The 16,764-nt window shown below is 43.6% G+C and carries 19 protein-coding genes and 1 pseudogene; 5 read left to right on the top strand and 15 right to left on the bottom strand.

All coding sequences use genetic code 11. The features are described from left to right. The first annotated feature begins 231 nt into the window (after positions 1-231). Complete coding sequence (locus C0Q44_RS14770) at positions 232-1,203, top strand: cation diffusion facilitator family transporter (protein WP_105408060.1); 972 nt, start codon at positions 232-234, stop codon at positions 1,201-1,203. A 142-nt stretch (positions 1,204-1,345) separates the two neighbouring features. Here C0Q44_RS14770 and C0Q44_RS14775 read toward each other — a convergent pair whose 3' ends face one another. The 6 genes and pseudogenes from C0Q44_RS14775 to C0Q44_RS14795 form a co-directional block, all read right to left on the bottom strand. After that, the gene (locus C0Q44_RS14775) at positions 1,346-1,642 is read right to left on the bottom strand and encodes an SHOCT domain-containing protein (RefSeq protein WP_105408061.1); all 297 of its coding nucleotides are present in this window, start codon (positions 1,640-1,642) and stop codon (positions 1,346-1,348) included. A gap of 128 nt (positions 1,643-1,770) precedes the next feature. Beyond that, positions 1,771-2,355: a MepB family protein gene (locus tag C0Q44_RS14780; RefSeq protein ID WP_105408062.1), complete on the bottom strand. Its 585-nt coding sequence runs from the start codon at positions 2,353-2,355 to the stop codon at positions 1,771-1,773. Positions 2,356-2,425: 70 nt separating this feature from the next. Continuing rightward, complete coding sequence (locus C0Q44_RS14785; RefSeq protein WP_258166332.1) at positions 2,426-3,016, bottom strand: aminoglycoside phosphotransferase family protein; 591 nt, start codon at positions 3,014-3,016, stop codon at positions 2,426-2,428. Between the two features lies 1 nt (position 3,017). After that, positions 3,018-3,290 carry a hypothetical protein gene (locus C0Q44_RS31005; RefSeq protein ID WP_258166333.1) on the bottom strand — a complete coding sequence of 91 codons (273 nt, stop codon included), beginning with the start codon at positions 3,288-3,290 and terminating at the stop codon, positions 3,018-3,020. Positions 3,291-3,313: 23 nt separating this feature from the next. Continuing rightward, positions 3,314-3,760: an NUDIX domain-containing protein gene (locus tag C0Q44_RS14790; RefSeq protein WP_105408063.1), complete on the bottom strand. Its 447-nt coding sequence runs from the start codon at positions 3,758-3,760 to the stop codon at positions 3,314-3,316. After that, positions 3,727-4,274, bottom strand: a pseudogene (locus tag C0Q44_RS14795) (HAD-IIIA family hydrolase). Before C0Q44_RS14795 ends, C0Q44_RS14790 begins: the two are co-directional and overlap by 34 nt. Positions 4,275-4,689: 415 nt before the next feature. Here C0Q44_RS14795 and C0Q44_RS14800 point away from each other — a divergent pair. Together C0Q44_RS14800 and C0Q44_RS14805 are read left to right on the top strand one after the other, a co-directional pair. Then, positions 4,690-5,700 (top strand): ABC transporter substrate-binding protein, encoded by a 1,011-nt coding sequence (locus C0Q44_RS14800; RefSeq protein WP_105408064.1) that lies wholly within the window; start codon positions 4,690-4,692, stop codon positions 5,698-5,700. Positions 5,701-5,910: 210 nt separating this feature from the next. Then, the gene (locus tag C0Q44_RS14805; protein WP_105408065.1) at positions 5,911-7,428 is read left to right on the top strand and encodes an AraC family transcriptional regulator; all 1,518 of its coding nucleotides are present in this window, start codon (positions 5,911-5,913) and stop codon (positions 7,426-7,428) included. Positions 7,429-7,570: 142 nt separating this feature from the next. Here C0Q44_RS14805 and C0Q44_RS14810 read toward each other — a convergent pair whose 3' ends face one another. The 3 genes from C0Q44_RS14810 to C0Q44_RS14820 form a co-directional block, all read right to left on the bottom strand. Further along, positions 7,571-8,434 carry a DUF4085 domain-containing protein gene (locus tag C0Q44_RS14810; protein WP_258166334.1) on the bottom strand — a complete coding sequence of 288 codons (864 nt, stop codon included), beginning with the start codon at positions 8,432-8,434 and terminating at the stop codon, positions 7,571-7,573. Positions 8,435-8,514: 80 nt separating this feature from the next. Then, complete coding sequence (locus C0Q44_RS14815; protein WP_258166335.1) at positions 8,515-8,991, bottom strand: NUDIX hydrolase; 477 nt, start codon at positions 8,989-8,991, stop codon at positions 8,515-8,517. A 43-nt stretch (positions 8,992-9,034) separates the two neighbouring features. Then, on the bottom strand, positions 9,035-9,421 hold the full coding sequence (locus C0Q44_RS14820; protein ID WP_105408067.1) for a winged helix-turn-helix transcriptional regulator: 387 nt from the start codon (positions 9,419-9,421) through the stop codon (positions 9,035-9,037). Positions 9,422-9,667: 246 nt separating this feature from the next. Here C0Q44_RS14820 and C0Q44_RS14825 point away from each other — a divergent pair, with 246 nt between their 5' ends. Continuing rightward, on the top strand, positions 9,668-10,255 hold the full coding sequence (locus C0Q44_RS14825; protein WP_105408068.1) for an NAD(P)H oxidoreductase: 588 nt from the start codon (positions 9,668-9,670) through the stop codon (positions 10,253-10,255). Between the two features lie 196 nt (positions 10,256-10,451). Here the strand turns inward: C0Q44_RS14825 and C0Q44_RS14830 are convergent, their stop codons facing one another. The 6 genes from C0Q44_RS14830 to C0Q44_RS14855 all read right to left on the bottom strand — a co-directional run bounded on the left by C0Q44_RS14830 (position 10,452) and on the right by C0Q44_RS14855 (position 14,525). Continuing rightward, entirely contained in the window at positions 10,452-11,093 is a 642-nt protein-coding gene (locus tag C0Q44_RS14830; protein ID WP_105408069.1) for a FusB/FusC family EF-G-binding protein, read from the bottom strand. 303 nt (positions 11,094-11,396) lie between these two features. After that, positions 11,397-11,774 (bottom strand): retropepsin-like aspartic protease, encoded by a 378-nt coding sequence (locus C0Q44_RS14835; RefSeq protein ID WP_105408070.1) that lies wholly within the window; start codon positions 11,772-11,774, stop codon positions 11,397-11,399. After that, entirely contained in the window at positions 11,775-12,017 is a 243-nt protein-coding gene (locus tag C0Q44_RS14840; RefSeq protein WP_105408071.1) for a hypothetical protein, read from the bottom strand. Between the two features lie 99 nt (positions 12,018-12,116). Further along, on the bottom strand, positions 12,117-12,701 hold the full coding sequence (locus C0Q44_RS14845; RefSeq protein WP_181151001.1) for a GNAT family N-acetyltransferase: 585 nt from the start codon (positions 12,699-12,701) through the stop codon (positions 12,117-12,119). A gap of 78 nt (positions 12,702-12,779) precedes the next feature. After that, positions 12,780-13,652: a carbohydrate ABC transporter permease gene (locus C0Q44_RS14850; RefSeq protein ID WP_105408073.1), complete on the bottom strand. Its 873-nt coding sequence runs from the start codon at positions 13,650-13,652 to the stop codon at positions 12,780-12,782. Positions 13,653-13,667: 15 nt separating this feature from the next. Then, on the bottom strand, positions 13,668-14,525 hold the full coding sequence (locus tag C0Q44_RS14855; protein WP_258166392.1) for an ABC transporter permease: 858 nt from the start codon (positions 14,523-14,525) through the stop codon (positions 13,668-13,670). A 276-nt stretch (positions 14,526-14,801) separates the two neighbouring features. On the opposite strand from C0Q44_RS14855, the gene C0Q44_RS14860 reads away from it, so the two are divergent. Next, positions 14,802-16,613 carry a sensor histidine kinase gene (locus tag C0Q44_RS14860; protein ID WP_105408074.1) on the top strand — a complete coding sequence of 604 codons (1,812 nt, stop codon included), beginning with the start codon at positions 14,802-14,804 and terminating at the stop codon, positions 16,611-16,613. The last annotated feature ends 151 nt before the right edge of the window (positions 16,614-16,764 follow it).

Below are 16,764 nucleotides of genomic sequence, written 5' to 3' on the forward strand. Positions count from 1 at the left end.
AAAGTCATTAGCCAGCATCCTTTGTACGGGAATAACGCGGTCATGTTTATATTTACTTGAATCTGGTTGACACTATTATGAGACACACCTATAATAAAACCATAACATATGAACGATCGCTCATATGTTCATATGTAAACACAAATTCATTTTACAAAAGTCATTTGCTTTTGTAGGCACACCTGAAATCATATTACATAACGGAGCCCAGCTCCAGAGGAGAGGATTTATATGTCTGGACATCAACACAGTCCTAATCAGGGGCACGACCATGCCCACACCACCAATAACAAGAAGATACTGTTATTTTCCTTCATCATTATTACCGTTTATATGATCGTGGAAGCCTTAGGCGGATTCATCACCAACAGTCTGGCCCTCATCTCTGATGCAGGTCATATGCTCTCTGACTCCATTGCGCTCGGTATTGCTTTGCTTGCATTCACCTTCGGAACAAAAGCGGTGAATACAGGCAAAACGTATGGATACAGAAGATTTGAGATTTTGGCGGCTACCTTAAACGGGGTTACCTTGATCGCCATTGCGCTCTACATCTTCTACGAAGCCATTGGTCGTTTTATCAATCCACCCGAAGTAGCAACCATGGGTATGCTCATCATCAGTACAATTGGATTGCTCGTGAATATTCTGGTCGCTTGGATTATGATGCGTGGTAGCGATACGGAGAATAATCTGAATATGCGTGGTGCCTATCTCCATGTGATCAGTGATATGTTGGGGTCGGTTGGAGCCATTGCTGCGGCATTGCTCATGATGTTCTTCGGCTGGGGCTGGGCCGATCCACTCGCAAGTGTAATCGTTGCGGCGCTTGTGTTACGCAGTGGTTTCTATGTCACCAAATCATCCCTGCATATCTTGATGGAAGGTACTCCGGCCAATGTGGATGTGAATGAGCTGGTGCAGACCATCAAACAAGTCGATGGTGTCAAAGGCGTACATGATGTGCATGTCTGGTCTATTACCAGTAACCTGAACGCGCTGACCGCTCATATCGTGGTAGATGGAACGATGGATGTCTATGCATCCGAGATCCTGGTTCAGAAGATTGAACATATGTTGGAACATAAAGAAATCAAACATGTGACGCTCCAAGTGGAGTCCGAAAAACATCTGCACGATACCTCGGTACTATGTACGGTCAAAGGCGACGCACCAGATGCTCACGCGCACCATCACCATTGAGATGGGTAACAATATATAGTTGTAACAAAAACAGGGCAGATTCCCATTGAAGGGAACGCCCTGTTTTTTGTTTGCCTAAATCCAGCTCTTTTGTATGAGTAGAAAATGGAATAGCCTTTACCTTATCACAGTAAGCTCTGGGCTACTTGTATCTGTAGAGTAACTTCTCTTTCTTTTGATCGAATTCATATTCTGAAATGATATTTTTTTCTTTTAATTCACCTAGCTGAAGCAGTTGTTCATGAACATTCACAGGGGCCTTTTTTCTCTTAATAGATATGATTAGAGCTAGAATTGAGAAAAGCAGACCATAGAGGACACCCATAAGTCCCAAACCTGCCGCTGCCTCCGCACCATCTTGCGAACCATCTAAAAAAACGACCATTAACAAAAAATTGAGTACGAACCCAATAAGACTGACGATCGATAATGCTTTCAATGAATATTCCTCCTAAATGTTATGTATGTTTCTATTCAAACTTCAGGAAAGGTCGGTCAGAAGTTTACCTTTCTCTTAATTATATCTAATTCAATATCATCTCATATTCTTACCTCACCAATATCCTATTACCTATTATCGGATTGTTTCTTTGACTTTTGAATATTGCTATAAAGGACCCGGGCCTGATCACAGTTCAACGGTTCAGTAAAAGGTACTTCCAAGAAGTATTCCAGCTGCCACTGCTGCGTTTTTTGAGCCTGTTTACTTGTCGGCTTATCCCAAGGCGGGTATACACGTATGGCGCGCTTGCCACCTTTGCCTGGATCCGATACGATATCTCGCTCTAACAATACATGCTTCGGAAATACAAACTGACCAAAGTGGCTACCTGTGCGCGTACTAATGACATACACATCTGCTGGATCTGATACGTCATATGGCTGTGTCGATCCATCCTCATTCCGCTGCCAGAGGGTAACAAATTGTCCGATCTTGGTTGGCGTGGTTTTGGCGACACGAAACCGAATGGAGAGAGAATTTAAGGTGAACACATATGCCCCATATTCAGCATTTTGTGCTTCTTCATGTGGTTGAGAGCAATCAAAGCCACACTTGTCATAGATAAGTTCTTTACTGGCAAGTAAGTCGCTATGGAGCTTGTCTGAGGTTGTCCAAGCATTCGGACTATTCATACTATTTTTGTTATCCAACTTGTGATATCTCTCCTGTCTTGTATAGTCTGAACTAAGGCATTTGCGATAGCTTTAAAACTTTGCTAGTTCAAAGTTCCTGACATAGTCGTTTCCATTCATTCCATGTCTCCAAATACTCAGGCAGATCATTCGGATGATGCTTGTTACTCAGCCCAATTCGGCAATATAGATGGACCAGAGCTTCCTCTATCAACCTGGGTTTATCCATATCTACTTGCTCTAAAAGTTCGAACGTAGCAAATAATGTTTCGGTGTTGATATCATCCGGCGAAGAGCTAAAAGCATACAAGAAATCATAGAGGACAGGTCCAACCATTGGAGAAGGGTCAATGACGCCAATCAGTTTATTTTGAGCAAACACAAAATTATGGACCCCCGTATCGCCATGCAAAAGAAACTTCTCATCTTGCTCATGAAACAGGCGATCCACTTTGGATTGGACCAGATTATAATCAGCTATCGTTAAAATACTTCCGATATTCATCTTTGCCTCATGAATGCTAAGCTGATTGAATTCTTTCCAGGTCCTTTGTGGGAACTCAATTCTGCCCCATGATTCCGTATCTGAAGAACGCACATATGTATTGAATAGCTCTTTCACCAGACGAGTTAACCAGTCTCTTTTTTGTCCACGGTTGAAATGGGTCGTGCCTTCCATACTAGGTATAAATAAAATAACTGTTATCCGGATCAGTCAACAAAACTTTAGGCAACAACGAAGAATTATTATACGTATCCAGAAACTGCTGGGCAATGTGAATCTGCTCAGATTCATCCGATTTCAGAATATAGTGCTTATTCAGATTCGTACTCAACCGATAAACACGTCCAGCAGTAGTACCTGACAAACTTTGAATTTCAGTGATCACTTCGTTGATATGATGCACCTTGAAAAGATTATTTATCTCATCTATCGTTGGATTGATTAACATATGGTTCTCCTCAACACGCTGAATTATCTTTCAAAATGAGCTCGTTCTTCTTGCTTCAAACTAAAAATATATTCTGGATACTGGTTTGCCATAGGTGGAAGCTGATCCTCGGGGAAAAACTGTAGATCCTTCATCTCTTCATTATCGGGGTTGAGTTGCCCCAATTTGATCCTGCATTCAAATACGATAGTCAAATATTCCACCTGATGACCATTACTGTATGTGAAACGTCTATCTTCACCACCGTATACTCCGATAATCTTCTCCGGTTCAACAACTAGACCCGTCTCTTCCAGTGCCTCTCTTACCATTGCTTGCGCAGGTGTCTCACCAAGCTCAATTGCTCCGGCAATCAAGCCCCAGGTTGACTCGTTATGTTTACGACCGAAGAGGATCTCCCCTTGTTCATTTCGGATAATCCCAGCTACACCCGCCTTTATTTTCTGAATTCCCTTCCATGAATGATCCATTGTACGGCATCCCAAATATCTTCTGCGATATAATCAGGTTCGGTCTCCGTCCATTTGTCTCTGAATTTGGTTAATGAAGATTCCCCCAGCCTGTTCTCACCATGATCTTGGTCGCTCCTACGGCATGGGCAGCAAGCATGTCTGTATCCCCTACATCACCAATGACTATGCATTTGGATAAATCCAAACCATGTTCCTCTGAGGCCTGTAATAACATTCCGGGTTTAGGCTTTCGGCAGCTGCATTCTTGCTCATGCGGACATATATAGGAGTGATCGAATCCGTACTCCCGAAATTGCTCTTCAAAATCTTGAACACTTGCTTCTCCACGTGAAATTCGGTATTGATTCGTAAAAGCCAGTACCATAATTCCTTCTCGTTTCAAACGCATAATGGCTTCTTGAGCATGTGGGTATAATCTGAAATCTCTAGGATGAATAAAATGACCTGTACCACCGATGGTTCCATCTCTGTCTATAAAAACGGCTTGCACGTCCCCATTTGGTTTCAGCATGTCTATTCCTTTCCGAGAACATATTATTGTATCTCTCGCCACTGATCTAAAATCATTTCCCTATACTTTCTCATCGATAATATGTTTGCTATCATCTTGCTGCTTATGTGTTGCTGTTTTTTGATTTCAGTTTTCCTGATACTACTAGAGCCACGAAAAATTCCATATTGTTATTCAATTGCTTCCTGACTTAAAACCATCATTGGTTAATAGTACCATTTTACTGAAATTAAAATAAAGGGAATGCCCTTTTTTAATTCATTAACGTACCCGTTCTTGTTAAATGTACATTTAGGATATCATTCAAAAAATGATCATTTTCACTCAAAAGTCCATTGAATTAATCCGTCCTGCTATTTAAGATAAGCAAAGCACCCAAATGAGAATAGATATCAGTAGAAGGAGTGGCAGATGAATGACATTGACTAAAAAAGGCTTTTCTATAATTAGCATGATCTTAGTGCTTATCTTCGTACTTACCGCATGCGGGGGTGGACCGGTGAAGAAGGAGACTGGGGCGGTACAAACAGAACAAACACCGGCATCCTCTGAAAATACATCTACAGGGACGCGTACTGTGGAGCATATCCTCGGTAAAATTGAAGTACCCGCCAAGCCTCAGCGCGTTCTTGGATTATTCGTCGAAGACGAGATGAGTGCACTTGGTGTTACACCAATCATGCAGTACTCAAGTGGAAGTTATTACCAGACCTATCTTGAGGACTATTTAAAAGATGTACCGAAGCTCGACACAGCTGCATTTAACTTTGAAGCAATTATGGCGGCACAGCCAGATCTCATTATTCTGGGTTTCCAAGGCTGGGCAGAGGGAGACACATATGAGAAATTGTCTAAAATCGCTCCCACTTATGTATTTACAGGCAGTGAGATTCAATATCCGGAGAACTGGAAAAAGAACCTGCTTATTGTAGCTGATCTGCTCGGAAAGACAGAACAAGCGCAAGACGTAATCCAGAAGCGCGAAGCAGAAACGAAACTTGCCAAAGAGCAATTACAGGTTGCCGCTAAAGGCAAAACAGCAGCGATGATTCGCATTCATGCCAGTAAAGAACTTCGATTATATGGCGGTCCTGGAGGTCAGGTAGGTACAGCATTATATGGCGACTTTGGATTGGAACCCGCCCCGATTGTGCGCAAATTGGCATGGGGAGAGGATAACGATATCCAAACCATCTCTATGGAAACTATTCCACAGATCGATGCGGACTATATTTTCCTCGCTGTCGATGAAGGACGAGAAGAACAGGCTACGGAGCTTAAAGAAAGCAAGTTGTGGAAGACGATCCCGGCGGTTAAACAAGGTCATGTCTATGAAGTCCGTGGTGATGTCTGGATCACGAATGGTCCACTCGCTTATGAGAAAAAAATGCAAGATGTCATGAAGGCAATCATTCCAGACAACTAACCACCGACAAAGAAGAAGTTAGTTCAACCTCATGGTTGACTAGCTTCTTCTTTGTCATTTAATATAATGATAATAATTCTCATTGTATGCAGGAGGAATCTGTGACTTCATGAACAAAAGCACTGCGCATAATAACTCCCCCACCCTCCTACGCCCTTTCATTCCTATTTCTTTAGGTTTGTTGATATTGAATCCTTAACAAAGAGCACTATGCATCAGCCACTTCCCGATGTCTCTCTGAGCTACAGGCTGATTGTTGTTTCTGAAGGCTCGGGCAGCATATATATAGACGACAGTTGTTACCACGCTATTGCTGGCAATTGTTATGCAGTCTCTCCTGGCGCTAAGCTTATCGTCACTTCAGCTGGAGAAGAAAAGAACGAGATGCATTATTTTAGTGTGACCTTTGATATCATTACTGCTCAGCCTGACAACGACCTGCCTCTTCCCTTTGCAAATAGCAAAGTGATCATCGATCCTTTTGTTCGTACACTTGCAGTGATGCGCAAGCTAATTGCTCTGAAGCATCCTGAGAGCGAAGAAGAACAACTGAGCTACCATTTTCGTTTCCAGAAGTGGATGCATGCATTGCTTAAACAAAATACAGTTAAATCCGGAACGGGTACGACCCTTCAAGCGGTGGAACAGAGTGTTTTATTTTTGAAAGACCATTTTAATGAAAAAATCAGTACGAAACAATTAGCTGAACAGGCCGGGATTGGTATCAAACAATTTATTCATTTGTTCAAACAGATCACAGGCGTAACGCCTCATGAATATATATCAACGCTCCGTATACGCAAGGCAAAGGAACTGTTGCTTGTTTCCAGACAAACGCTTGCTGAAATTGCAGAACAGGTCGGCTATCTGGACAGTTATTATTTTAATCGTCGCTTTAAAGAGATCACCGGTGTCCCACCGCGAGTATATGTGAACACCAGACAGTACAAAATCATGTCCATGAGTTATGTATGTGCGCTACTGGCACTTGGCATCCAACCGATTGGCGCACCTGCCTATCATTTGGGTTATTATGCCGGGCGTTTAGGAGACAACATTACGAACATTGGAGACAAATCGAACCTCTATTATGACAGAATGAAAGCCCTGAAACCGGATCTTATTATCAGTTGTGACACGATAGACCATGAAACACAACAACAGCTGGAGCATATCGCTCCCATGGTGACGATCCCTTGGATGGATCTCTATGCCACGGAACATTTACAAGCCATTGGTGATGTACTCGGGATGGAGAAACAAGCAAAGAGCTGGATTAACGATTACGAATTGAAGCGTGAGGTGGCACACCAGCGAATCAAAACGTATGTAAGTATGGATGAGACTGTTGGCCTGCTCCTGATTGAAGGGTCAGAGATATATGTGCTGGGAGACCGGAATGCGGGCGAGATCATGTACCGTTCCTTCGGCTTGCAACCACCTCCACTTGTTCAACATTTGCTTGTAGAGCACCCTAACCAGTATGGTAGAAAAGTAGAGGTGGAACAGCTCTGGCAATATGAAGCAGACAGGTTATTTGTCATTGTATATGGGGCCGAAGCTGCTCTAACCTATAAGAAACTACAGCACAATCCCGTGTGGAGGCAGTTGTCCGCTGTCCGTCAAGGTAAAGTGCAAACCATGGATTCGGATAAGTGGATCTATTATGATGTTCTCTCATTATCAGGGCAACTGGATGACGGGATGAATATACTCTCCAAACGATGATACGTGTTCTACACGCTTCGAACCGATTGCAAGATGCACAGAATTGTATAAAATCCTTTCTCATCAGAGTCGTCCATTCGGTAGAATTTGTGGCGTACACTTATTTTACCAAGATGACGACTCTTGTTGACATCACTGCACCTTACTCCTCTTCTACAAGAATGTCAGCACAGCGAACAATCAGTTCAGGCATATTTTCTCCACCAAACAGAACATGAAGCTCATATCCGTTATCGATCCGGTACAGCTCTTGATACAGCCAGTAAGTGCCTACAATCTCTCCCTTTTGCTTGATGATTTCGGGTGCAACCAGCGTAAGTTTATTTATATTGGTGAAGCCTCCACGGGTGTCAAAACGAATGACCACTTCATCCCCTGTAAGCAGTTCGGTTACCGTACAATCATGATATTGAACCCGGCCATGTATTTCATGGGGGATATCCTGTGCCATCATTGTTTCCCTGTATTGGGTTGATACGCGTTCCATCTCTATCCTATTTTTTGCACTCTGTTTCTTCAGTTGTAGCATAACTTCTCTCGTGCAATATCCAAGCGTAAACACACGGATATCTGCGATTTGCTCAACGATTTCTCTAGGCAATTGCTCCGCTTGATATCGAAAATTCCACTCCATCGATTCTTTGTACTCTTTCTTGCATTTCTTCTCATCAAAAGGAGAGCGGACATCATACTCCGCAATAAGCTTCTCAATATGCGCTCGTTCTTCTGGTGGCATGTGGTAAACGATCTGATCCTCTTCTGTCACTTCTTCCTCACCGAAAGCTTTGTCTATGCGAGTGAGCACCTGACCATCATGCTCCAGCATGAAACGTGGGTCCAAGTTATATAGCTCTCGCTCCTGCTTCACATGCGCTTTTTCCTTTCTTTTATAAAGCCTTATAAATAGATTCTCATCTAACTCGTAAGCTCCGTTATGTACTCTTAAACCAAAATGAAGATGTGTCTGCTGACACAGCTCATCCCATTCTTTCGTTAGATATTTCATGCGCACCTCTCCTGCTGATTTTTGGAATCTACTTTGCTATTGAAACGTAGAGCTTTTTAATTTGTGATGAGTTCCACCTCCTAATCATTCTCTCCATCAATCCGCAGCCATTTCGACGGAGCCTTCTTGGCAAAATGCTTTTCAACAAAATCCAAAATATCATCAATGCCGGGCAATGCAGCATTTTCTTTGGCTTCGTCAAACGTCATCCATTGGTACTCGGTATGTTCATGATTTAACCGGACAGGCTGGCCTTCATCCACATATCCTACGAATACGGGAGCGGTGTAGATATACTCCCCCATGGGTGAATAATATTGTTCGAATTGATTGGCAGAATACAACCGGACTTCCGTAATACCTGTTTCCTCGTGAACTTCTCTGAGTGCAGCTTCCCATGCCTTCTCGCCCTGCTCTATACCGCCACCCACATAACACCATTCATTATGCAACATACGACCAGCCCGCTTCAGCATCAGTACACGGTATTGATCGAGGCTTTTCTTCAACAGAACTACAGCCACGCCTTCACAACGAATGGGAACTGCCTGTTTCACTTGCTTACTATTCTTACCATGATCCATCAGCCCGCCCCTCTCTTCAGGTTTCCTGAGAATCAAAGTCCTCCAGAACCTTTGATCTATTTCCGTAAACCTTGTCCAGATGCTCCTCTCCCCAATAGCACAGATGGTCCAGGGCAGGTTTGAGTCCCCAACCGTAGTCCGTTAACTCATATTCCACTTTGGGAGGAACCTCCGAATATACCTTTCGCTGCACAATCTCGTCTTTTTCCAGACCTCTGAGCTGCGTTGTCAGCATCTTCTGCGTAATGTCCGGTATTAACCGTCGAAGCTCCGACGTGCGTTTACGTCCTGTCATCAAGTGGTAAATAATCAAAGGCTTCCACTTCCCGCCCATCACTTCCAAGGCTGCTTCCACGCCTACTTTATATTTCTTTGGAGCGCTCGTTTCTCCATGTTCCGTCATTTTTGAACCCCTCCATAATCAGGCTGTATCCCAAGTGAAAATATAATCTTTTTGCTGCTCTTTTTCCATTATTTAAGCTCATTTCGAGGCATCCATTTAGGGTACTTTAATGTTCCTATGGCACTTCATTCTTCCTATAGAACATCAAAGTGCGTACTTCCAGATGTTTTCATACCTGTTTATAATAGCATCAGCCATTGATTTATGGCTACAAGACAGCAATGTAGAAAGGTAGTGAACGATAAGATGAACGTACTCGTTGTAGTATCCCACCCGAGAAAAGATTCCCTGACCTTCCAGGTAGCTGAACGTTTTGCACAGGGGCTTACCGAGGCTGGTCACGGTTATGAGATATTGGATTTACACGGGATTGGCTTTGACCCAATTCTCCGAGAGATGGATGAACCGGACTATACCCAAGAAAATCAGGTGTTCTCGCCTGAGGTTGAAACGGAGATGAAGCGATTGAAAAAGCACGATGCTGTGGCTTTTGTGTTTCCTCTCTGGTGGTGGCATCTGCCAGCCATGTTGAAAGGTTATGTGGATCGTGTCATGAACAACGGGTTTGCCTATGGTGCGAACAAACTTCCTCATCAGCAGATCTTGTGGATCTCTCTTTCGGGCGTGACGGAAGAACAGATGCAAAAGCGCAACTATGATGAGTCAATCAAGAATCTGCTCAATGTAGGTGTTGCCGATTATTGCGGCGTTTCCCAATCAAGAGTTGAGTTTTTATATGAAACGTTGGAATCCCAGCCTGAGCATTATGAGGCACTGCTGAAGCAGGCACATCACTTGGGACTGAATTATGCCAACGATCCTTCGACGATGTAATGGTATGAGAAAAAAGGTAGGAGACCTTCATAATGAATCCTAAAGTTTGGTTGTGAGTTCTGTGGCTTCAAGCCTTCTTTGTGAAAATAAAATACGTTAACCTTCACGCTAACCTCTCGCGTTTACGGTAAGAGAGCCATTATGCTTAACATGGCAAAAAGGTCGCTCCAAAGAGCGACCCTGCCTGTGTTCTGCATTATTTTACTGTCGAGAGAAGAAACTTCTCCAGCATGGAGGTATCGGTAATGCTATGATTACAAGCTGTGTTATCCATGCATACGTACTGGGCAATGGAAGAAAAGTTGTCCGCCGAATGAGCCTTGGTCTTCACGTTGAAGAATCCAAGCTCCTGATGACGATGACAGAACATGCAGTACCCTTTCTTGTTCGTGGCTGTAATTCGTCCCTCAATACCAAGGAACTTGCCTTCGTACGGGTACACGATGAACAAGCGGTTCGTCGCAATGTCGGTCCATCTCAGATAGGTTGTGTGAGCGTAATCGATGGATTCGAGATCGGGCACTTTGAGCTTCTTCGCCTTTAGAAACAGCTTCTGAATCTGCTTTGCCGATATTTGCGGATATGGAATCAGATATGACTCCATCCGGTTTAGATACGTCTGCAGTTCATGTGCCGTCTCATACGTGGATAACTGTTCCAGCAGTTGCTTTTGTTCCGGAGTCAGTTCATTGAAGATGCCCACCGCATTCGTGCCGACCGTATAACGGACGGTTTCCAATACCTTTCGATCCACGACCGAGCGTAGCGTTTTAAGCAGGAAATCAGCTTGTTTTTGAATATAATTGAATTGATGATTCTGAATAAATGGTGTTTGCATGGCTTTCAGCCCCTTATTTTTATTGGAAGAACAAATAAGGCGCAAAACCTGCGGGTTGAACCATGATGTTGATGTTGATTCCAGGGCACACAATCTCATTTTTGTCGTGCCCTACACAAAGTCCGCCCCTATTCAGGCTTTGCGTAAGGCTTTCTAGCGAACGAGCAATCCGGCATCATCCATATTGCCACGTCATAACCCCCAATACGATAGATATATCGGAATTATAACAGGGGCCGCATAGTATAGGCAACGGGCTTCGTTCCAGTTTCCTCTTTTCAAGAAATATGCATAATTATAGATTTATAACTGATAAAGTTTAAAGTTTTCTAGATCTATATTGAATTTGCCTTCTGTAAGTATGTCTAGTCCTAATAAACCGTTAATATTATGATATTTAAATGAAGTAAAATCTATCGGAATATTCTTTAAAACAAAATTCCCCACCTGTATTCCCTCGACCCGCTTGCTAAAAGCATGTTCCTTACCGCCAATTCCGTAACTTGTTATGATCTCATCCTCTACCCCAACTAGAATGCCAATATCGTCTACTTCATCCTGTGAAACCAAGGTATGACTTGCTCCCGTATCAATGACTATATTATTAATCCTTTTTCTATTTCCATTAAAAAGGATTGTTAATTCAGTGAATAACAGTCCCTCTCTATATTCAATATTCATTTACAATTTTCTCCTTAAACCTACATTCTTCCGTACCTTAACAATGACTTGATCTTTAGAAGTATGATAAACCAAGGTCTTATCCCGACTATTAAGTAATTCTTGAGTCGCTTTTTCGTCGCTTACAGGACCGATCACAGCGACCTCATCTATAACTTCTTGATTCTCTGTCTCTTCAGAATGAAGGACTTCAAACTTCACAAATTGATTCGGGAACATCTGTTGGACTTCTTCCCATTTCATAATCATACCTCCTATCGTTTGATGATATTATACCACTTAGTAAACATGCACTTGATTACCAATGTTGAATTTCAACATTAATGTACGCCCCTCCCCCTCTCAAACATGATACCAGTAAATAGGATGTTCCTCGCCCTTTTCAAATCCCAATTTCTGAGCCAACTCATTCGATGCCATGTTATCCGCGTGACAGCTCCAGTTGGGAATGAGATTTTTGGCTATGCAATCTTTTATAAATAATACGGCTAATCGACTAGCTAATCCTTGTCGTTTGAATTCTTCAATGGTGATAATATCAATCTCAGCATATCCCCCGCCAACATAAGGGGATGTACAGACACTGATCAATTGGTCGTTTTTCTTGATGAAATGCCCGAACCCATGATTACAGAACTGTTCGGTGGATGACCACACCAGTTGATAATAGGGGTGAAATTTGTCCCTATACTCCTGAGCTATGACTGCATTCAATGGCAAATATTCAAACGGCTTTTGGACTATTATCTCTAGCTCACTGTAAGATTTCAAAAATTTCTCTGGATTAAACGAATAATATGTACGGGTTATCTTTTTGGAATGCTGAATGTGATAGGAATCGATCTTATTCTCCCAAGCGGTTGTAAAGACACCTAAAGCAAAAAAGCCATGATGATTAGGTTCAATATATAACACTTCTTTTTCCACACAAAAAGAAGTCACCTCCCTGGCCTTCCCCAGTTCAGTGACTCCTTTTTACAACCCTATTCTAACACTTACGTTCCCCTACTCTTTCACAGCTCCAACCACGATCCCAGTTACAAAATAACGTTGCAGGAACGGATACACGAGTAGGATCGGAAGTGCGCTGATAAAGATCTGCGAAGCCCGAATAGTCCGTTGCGACAGGTTCTTAACCGCTTCTGGATCAAGCTTCGACATATCAGCCTGCACAATGATGGTCTGCATGAATGTTGCCAGTGGCAGTTTCTCCGCATCACGGATGTAGATGATTCCGTCAAAGTACGCGTTCCAATGCCCCACCATCATGAAGAGCGAAACGGTTGCAATAACAGGTACGGAGACCGGCAGATAGATTTTGATAAACGTCTGGAAATGTCCTGCGCCATCGATAAATGCAGCTTCCTCCAGATCCTTCGGAACGGTACGGAAGAAATTGAGCAACAGAATAATGTTGAACACAGCAACCAATCCCGGCAGGATCAAGGCCAGCAATGAGTTCATCAGTCCCAGCTTCAGAATCAGGATATATCCCGGAATGAGGCCACCGCTGAACAGCATTGTGAGGACAAAATACCACAGATAGATGTTGCGTGCGCGGAACACCCGCGTCTCTTTGGAGAGTGCATAGGCTGCAATCGTATTAACGATTAACGCAAGTCCTGTACCCAGCACCGTCCGCTCCACGGACACCCACAAGGAGGTCAGGAAGTTTGAATTCGCAAATGTTTTTGCATACGCTTCTAATGTAAACCCAATCGGCCAGAACGTAACCAGCCCGGCATTGGCCGGTGCGGATGCACTAAGCGATACCATGAGCAAGTGATATAAAGGCAGCAAGCAGAGCAGCGAAAGGATGGTCAGGAACACATTATTGAATATGCTGAATATGCGGTAAGGCATCGTTTTATGATACATGTCTCGTCATCCTTTCTAGAAAATTCGATATCCGGCGAATCGGTAAGCCAGTCGGTAAGAGATCACAATCAGGATCAGGCTGATAACCGATTTGAACAGATTCACCGCGGTAGCGAAGCTGAACTGTCCACTTAGCAGACCTTCTCTGTACACAAACGTATCAATAATATCCCCTTGCTGATAGATCAATGGACTATATAAGTTAAAGATCTGGTCAAAGTTGGCGTTGAGTACATTACCCAGTGCCAGCGTTGCAATGACGATCCCAATCGGAATAAGGGCCGGGATGGTAATATACATCGTTTGCTTCCAGCGTCCTGCCCCGTCCACTTCAGCTGCTTCATAGAGTGACGGATTAATGCCGGACAATGCCGCGAGGAAGATAATCGTGTTGAATCCAAACTCTTTCCAAACATCACTCGCAATAATGGTGAATCGGAACCAGCTGCCATCTCCGAGGAAGAAGATCGGCTTGATGCCGAATACCGAGACAAGGAACTGATTGACGATCCCGGTCTGAGCCAGTATATCGATCAGGATACCGGATAATGTAACCCAAGACAGGAAGTGAGGAAGATACACGAGTGTCTGGATTGTTCTTTTCAGCGCCATCTTCCGTACCTCATTGAGCAATAAGGCGAAGACAAACGGAATGATCAGGTTCATGACAATCTTTGTGCAGGCAAAAAACAACGTATTCCACGTAATTTGCAGGAAATAATCATTTTCCCACATATACCTGAAATGCTTCAGTCCTACCCATTCGGAATTAAAAAAACCAAGTGCAGGTTTGTAATCTTGAAATGCCATCAAAATCCCGGACATCGGAATGTATGAAAAAATAAAGACCATTATGGCCGCCGGCAACACCATGAAGTGCAGAATCCATGGCTGTTTATAGCGTTTTTTTCTTTTTTGTTCCAGCTTATTCCCAATGTTCGCCTGCGGGACCGGTTTACCCTCCAATTTAGCCTCCATAGCGTTGCTCCTGTTCCCAAAAAAAGTTTTTGTGTGTGATGGGGTTCTCTGATATAAATAGTATCAAGCCACTCTTGGGTCTGACTATATAACATTGTTAGGCTCCATAAGATTTTGTTAGGGACATCTGTTGGAGAGGTTGTTTACACACGAATTTAAAGGAGACTTTTCATGCATACATGGAAGCGTTTTATGCCTTTTCAAAAAGGAGCCCGATCCCGCTTCAGCCTATTCGCCAAAATTAACCTTTTAATTATAGTTCTGTTCATCCCCATTCTGATCATGTACACCTACTCGAATAACGTCACCTATGACGTCGTCAGTAAAGAACTTCAGATCTCCAACACGAAACAGCTCACGTTTCTGTCCAGTCAGATCGATTCCCGCATTAATCAGATGATGGATTTCAGCCTCATTCTCTCCCGTGATCCAAATGTCAGGGCCTTCAACGGCCTCAACCTGTGGGAAGATCGGTATGATCAGATGCAGACCCGGTATGTCATCCAGGAGAAGATGATGCTCCAATCCGGCGTAACCGATATATGGCCCACCCGCTATGCGGTGCATTCTCAGCAGAATGAGGATGTCATCGCCAACTATAACCGGGACACAGGGTATGATAAGGATTATTTGAAAAAGAATATGAGCGGACAATGGACCTACGGGGACCAGACAGTCGAATCCAAAGATGAGTTGCAAGCCTTCTACTGGTTCTATACGGATTCCTTGGCCCAGCCAGGTATGCTTACGGGAAGCAATCTGGTGATTGAAGCCAGCTTCAGCTATGAGAATATTCAGAATATGCTGGATACGTATAAAGCAGGCGGACAAGGTGATCCTTTCTTTTATCACCAAGGCAATGCACCTATTATGAATCGCAGCGCGGACAAGCAGTTATCCGATGAACTCATTCGTTATCTGGACACCCACTCCCCGGAAGACACTACACAGGATGTGGTGGAACTGAACGGGAAAAAGTATCTGGTTAGCTCGGTGAAGTCCACCTATCTGGATTGGCATCTGGTCGATGTGATCCCGCTATATCAGATTCTGCAACCGATCTCGCTCAGTCAGAACCTGTTCTATATCTCGATGATTCTGCTATTGGTGGTCGGAATCTCTGTTTCCATTCTGTTGTACCAAAATGTACAATATCCGATCCAAAAGCTCCTTAAAGGCTTACGCCGCGTGGAGCAAGGTGATTATTCTGTCCGACTGTATAGCAAAAACCAGAATGAATTCTCATTCCTGTTCCGCCGATTCAACGATATGTCCCATCAGATTCAAGACCTGATCGAGAATGTATTTCATGAGAAAATCAGAGCCAGGGAAGCTACGCTGAAGCAGTTACAAGCGCAGATCAATCCGCATTTCCTCTATAACTGTCTTGGATATATCATCAACATGGCCCAGATGAAGGACGAGCAAGCCGTGGTCTCCATGGCGCATAACCTTAGTGCTTACTATCGCTATACCACCCGTATGGAACGGGAGACCTCTTCGCTACAGGAAGAGATCAAGCTGCTCATCAACTATCTGGATATCCAGAAGCTGCGCAATGGACGGATTGAATATCACATCGATATCCCTGAGAACATGCTTTCCCAGTCGGTACCGCGATTAATGCTCCAGCCGATGGTTGAGAATTCAGTTATACACGGCGTGGCTAAATCCTATTCGTCTGGTGAAATTCGAATTACCGGGGAGAGCTCGAACGGTTATGGCAAAATCTATATCGATGACGACGGACCCGGCCTAAGCCCGGAACAGTACGAAGCGTTGAACCTGAAGATGCAAGAGCCGTTACAGGAGGAAATGGGCTGCGGCCTCTGGAATACGAACCAGCGAATGATGCACACCTTTGGCAGCCATTCCTACCTCCTCTTCGGCCCATCTCCACTCGGCGGATTCCGAACCGAGATCATCTGGGAGATTCCGATAAAGGATACCGATTCCGATAAAGGTAATACCGATACGAATTGATACGATACTAACGATACGTTGACATTTCATTTTGAACGAACCATTTACACATGAACGCAGAGGACAGAAAGAACCTGAAGAAGCGAAGCGTTCGCCTTGAAAATTGGGCTTGAACAGCGATCGAAAGGTTGTTCTCTCATCGGAGAGGCAA

This window comes from Paenibacillus sp. PCH8 (genome assembly GCF_002968835.1).
GTDB lineage: Bacteria > Bacillota > Bacilli > Paenibacillales > Paenibacillaceae > Paenibacillus.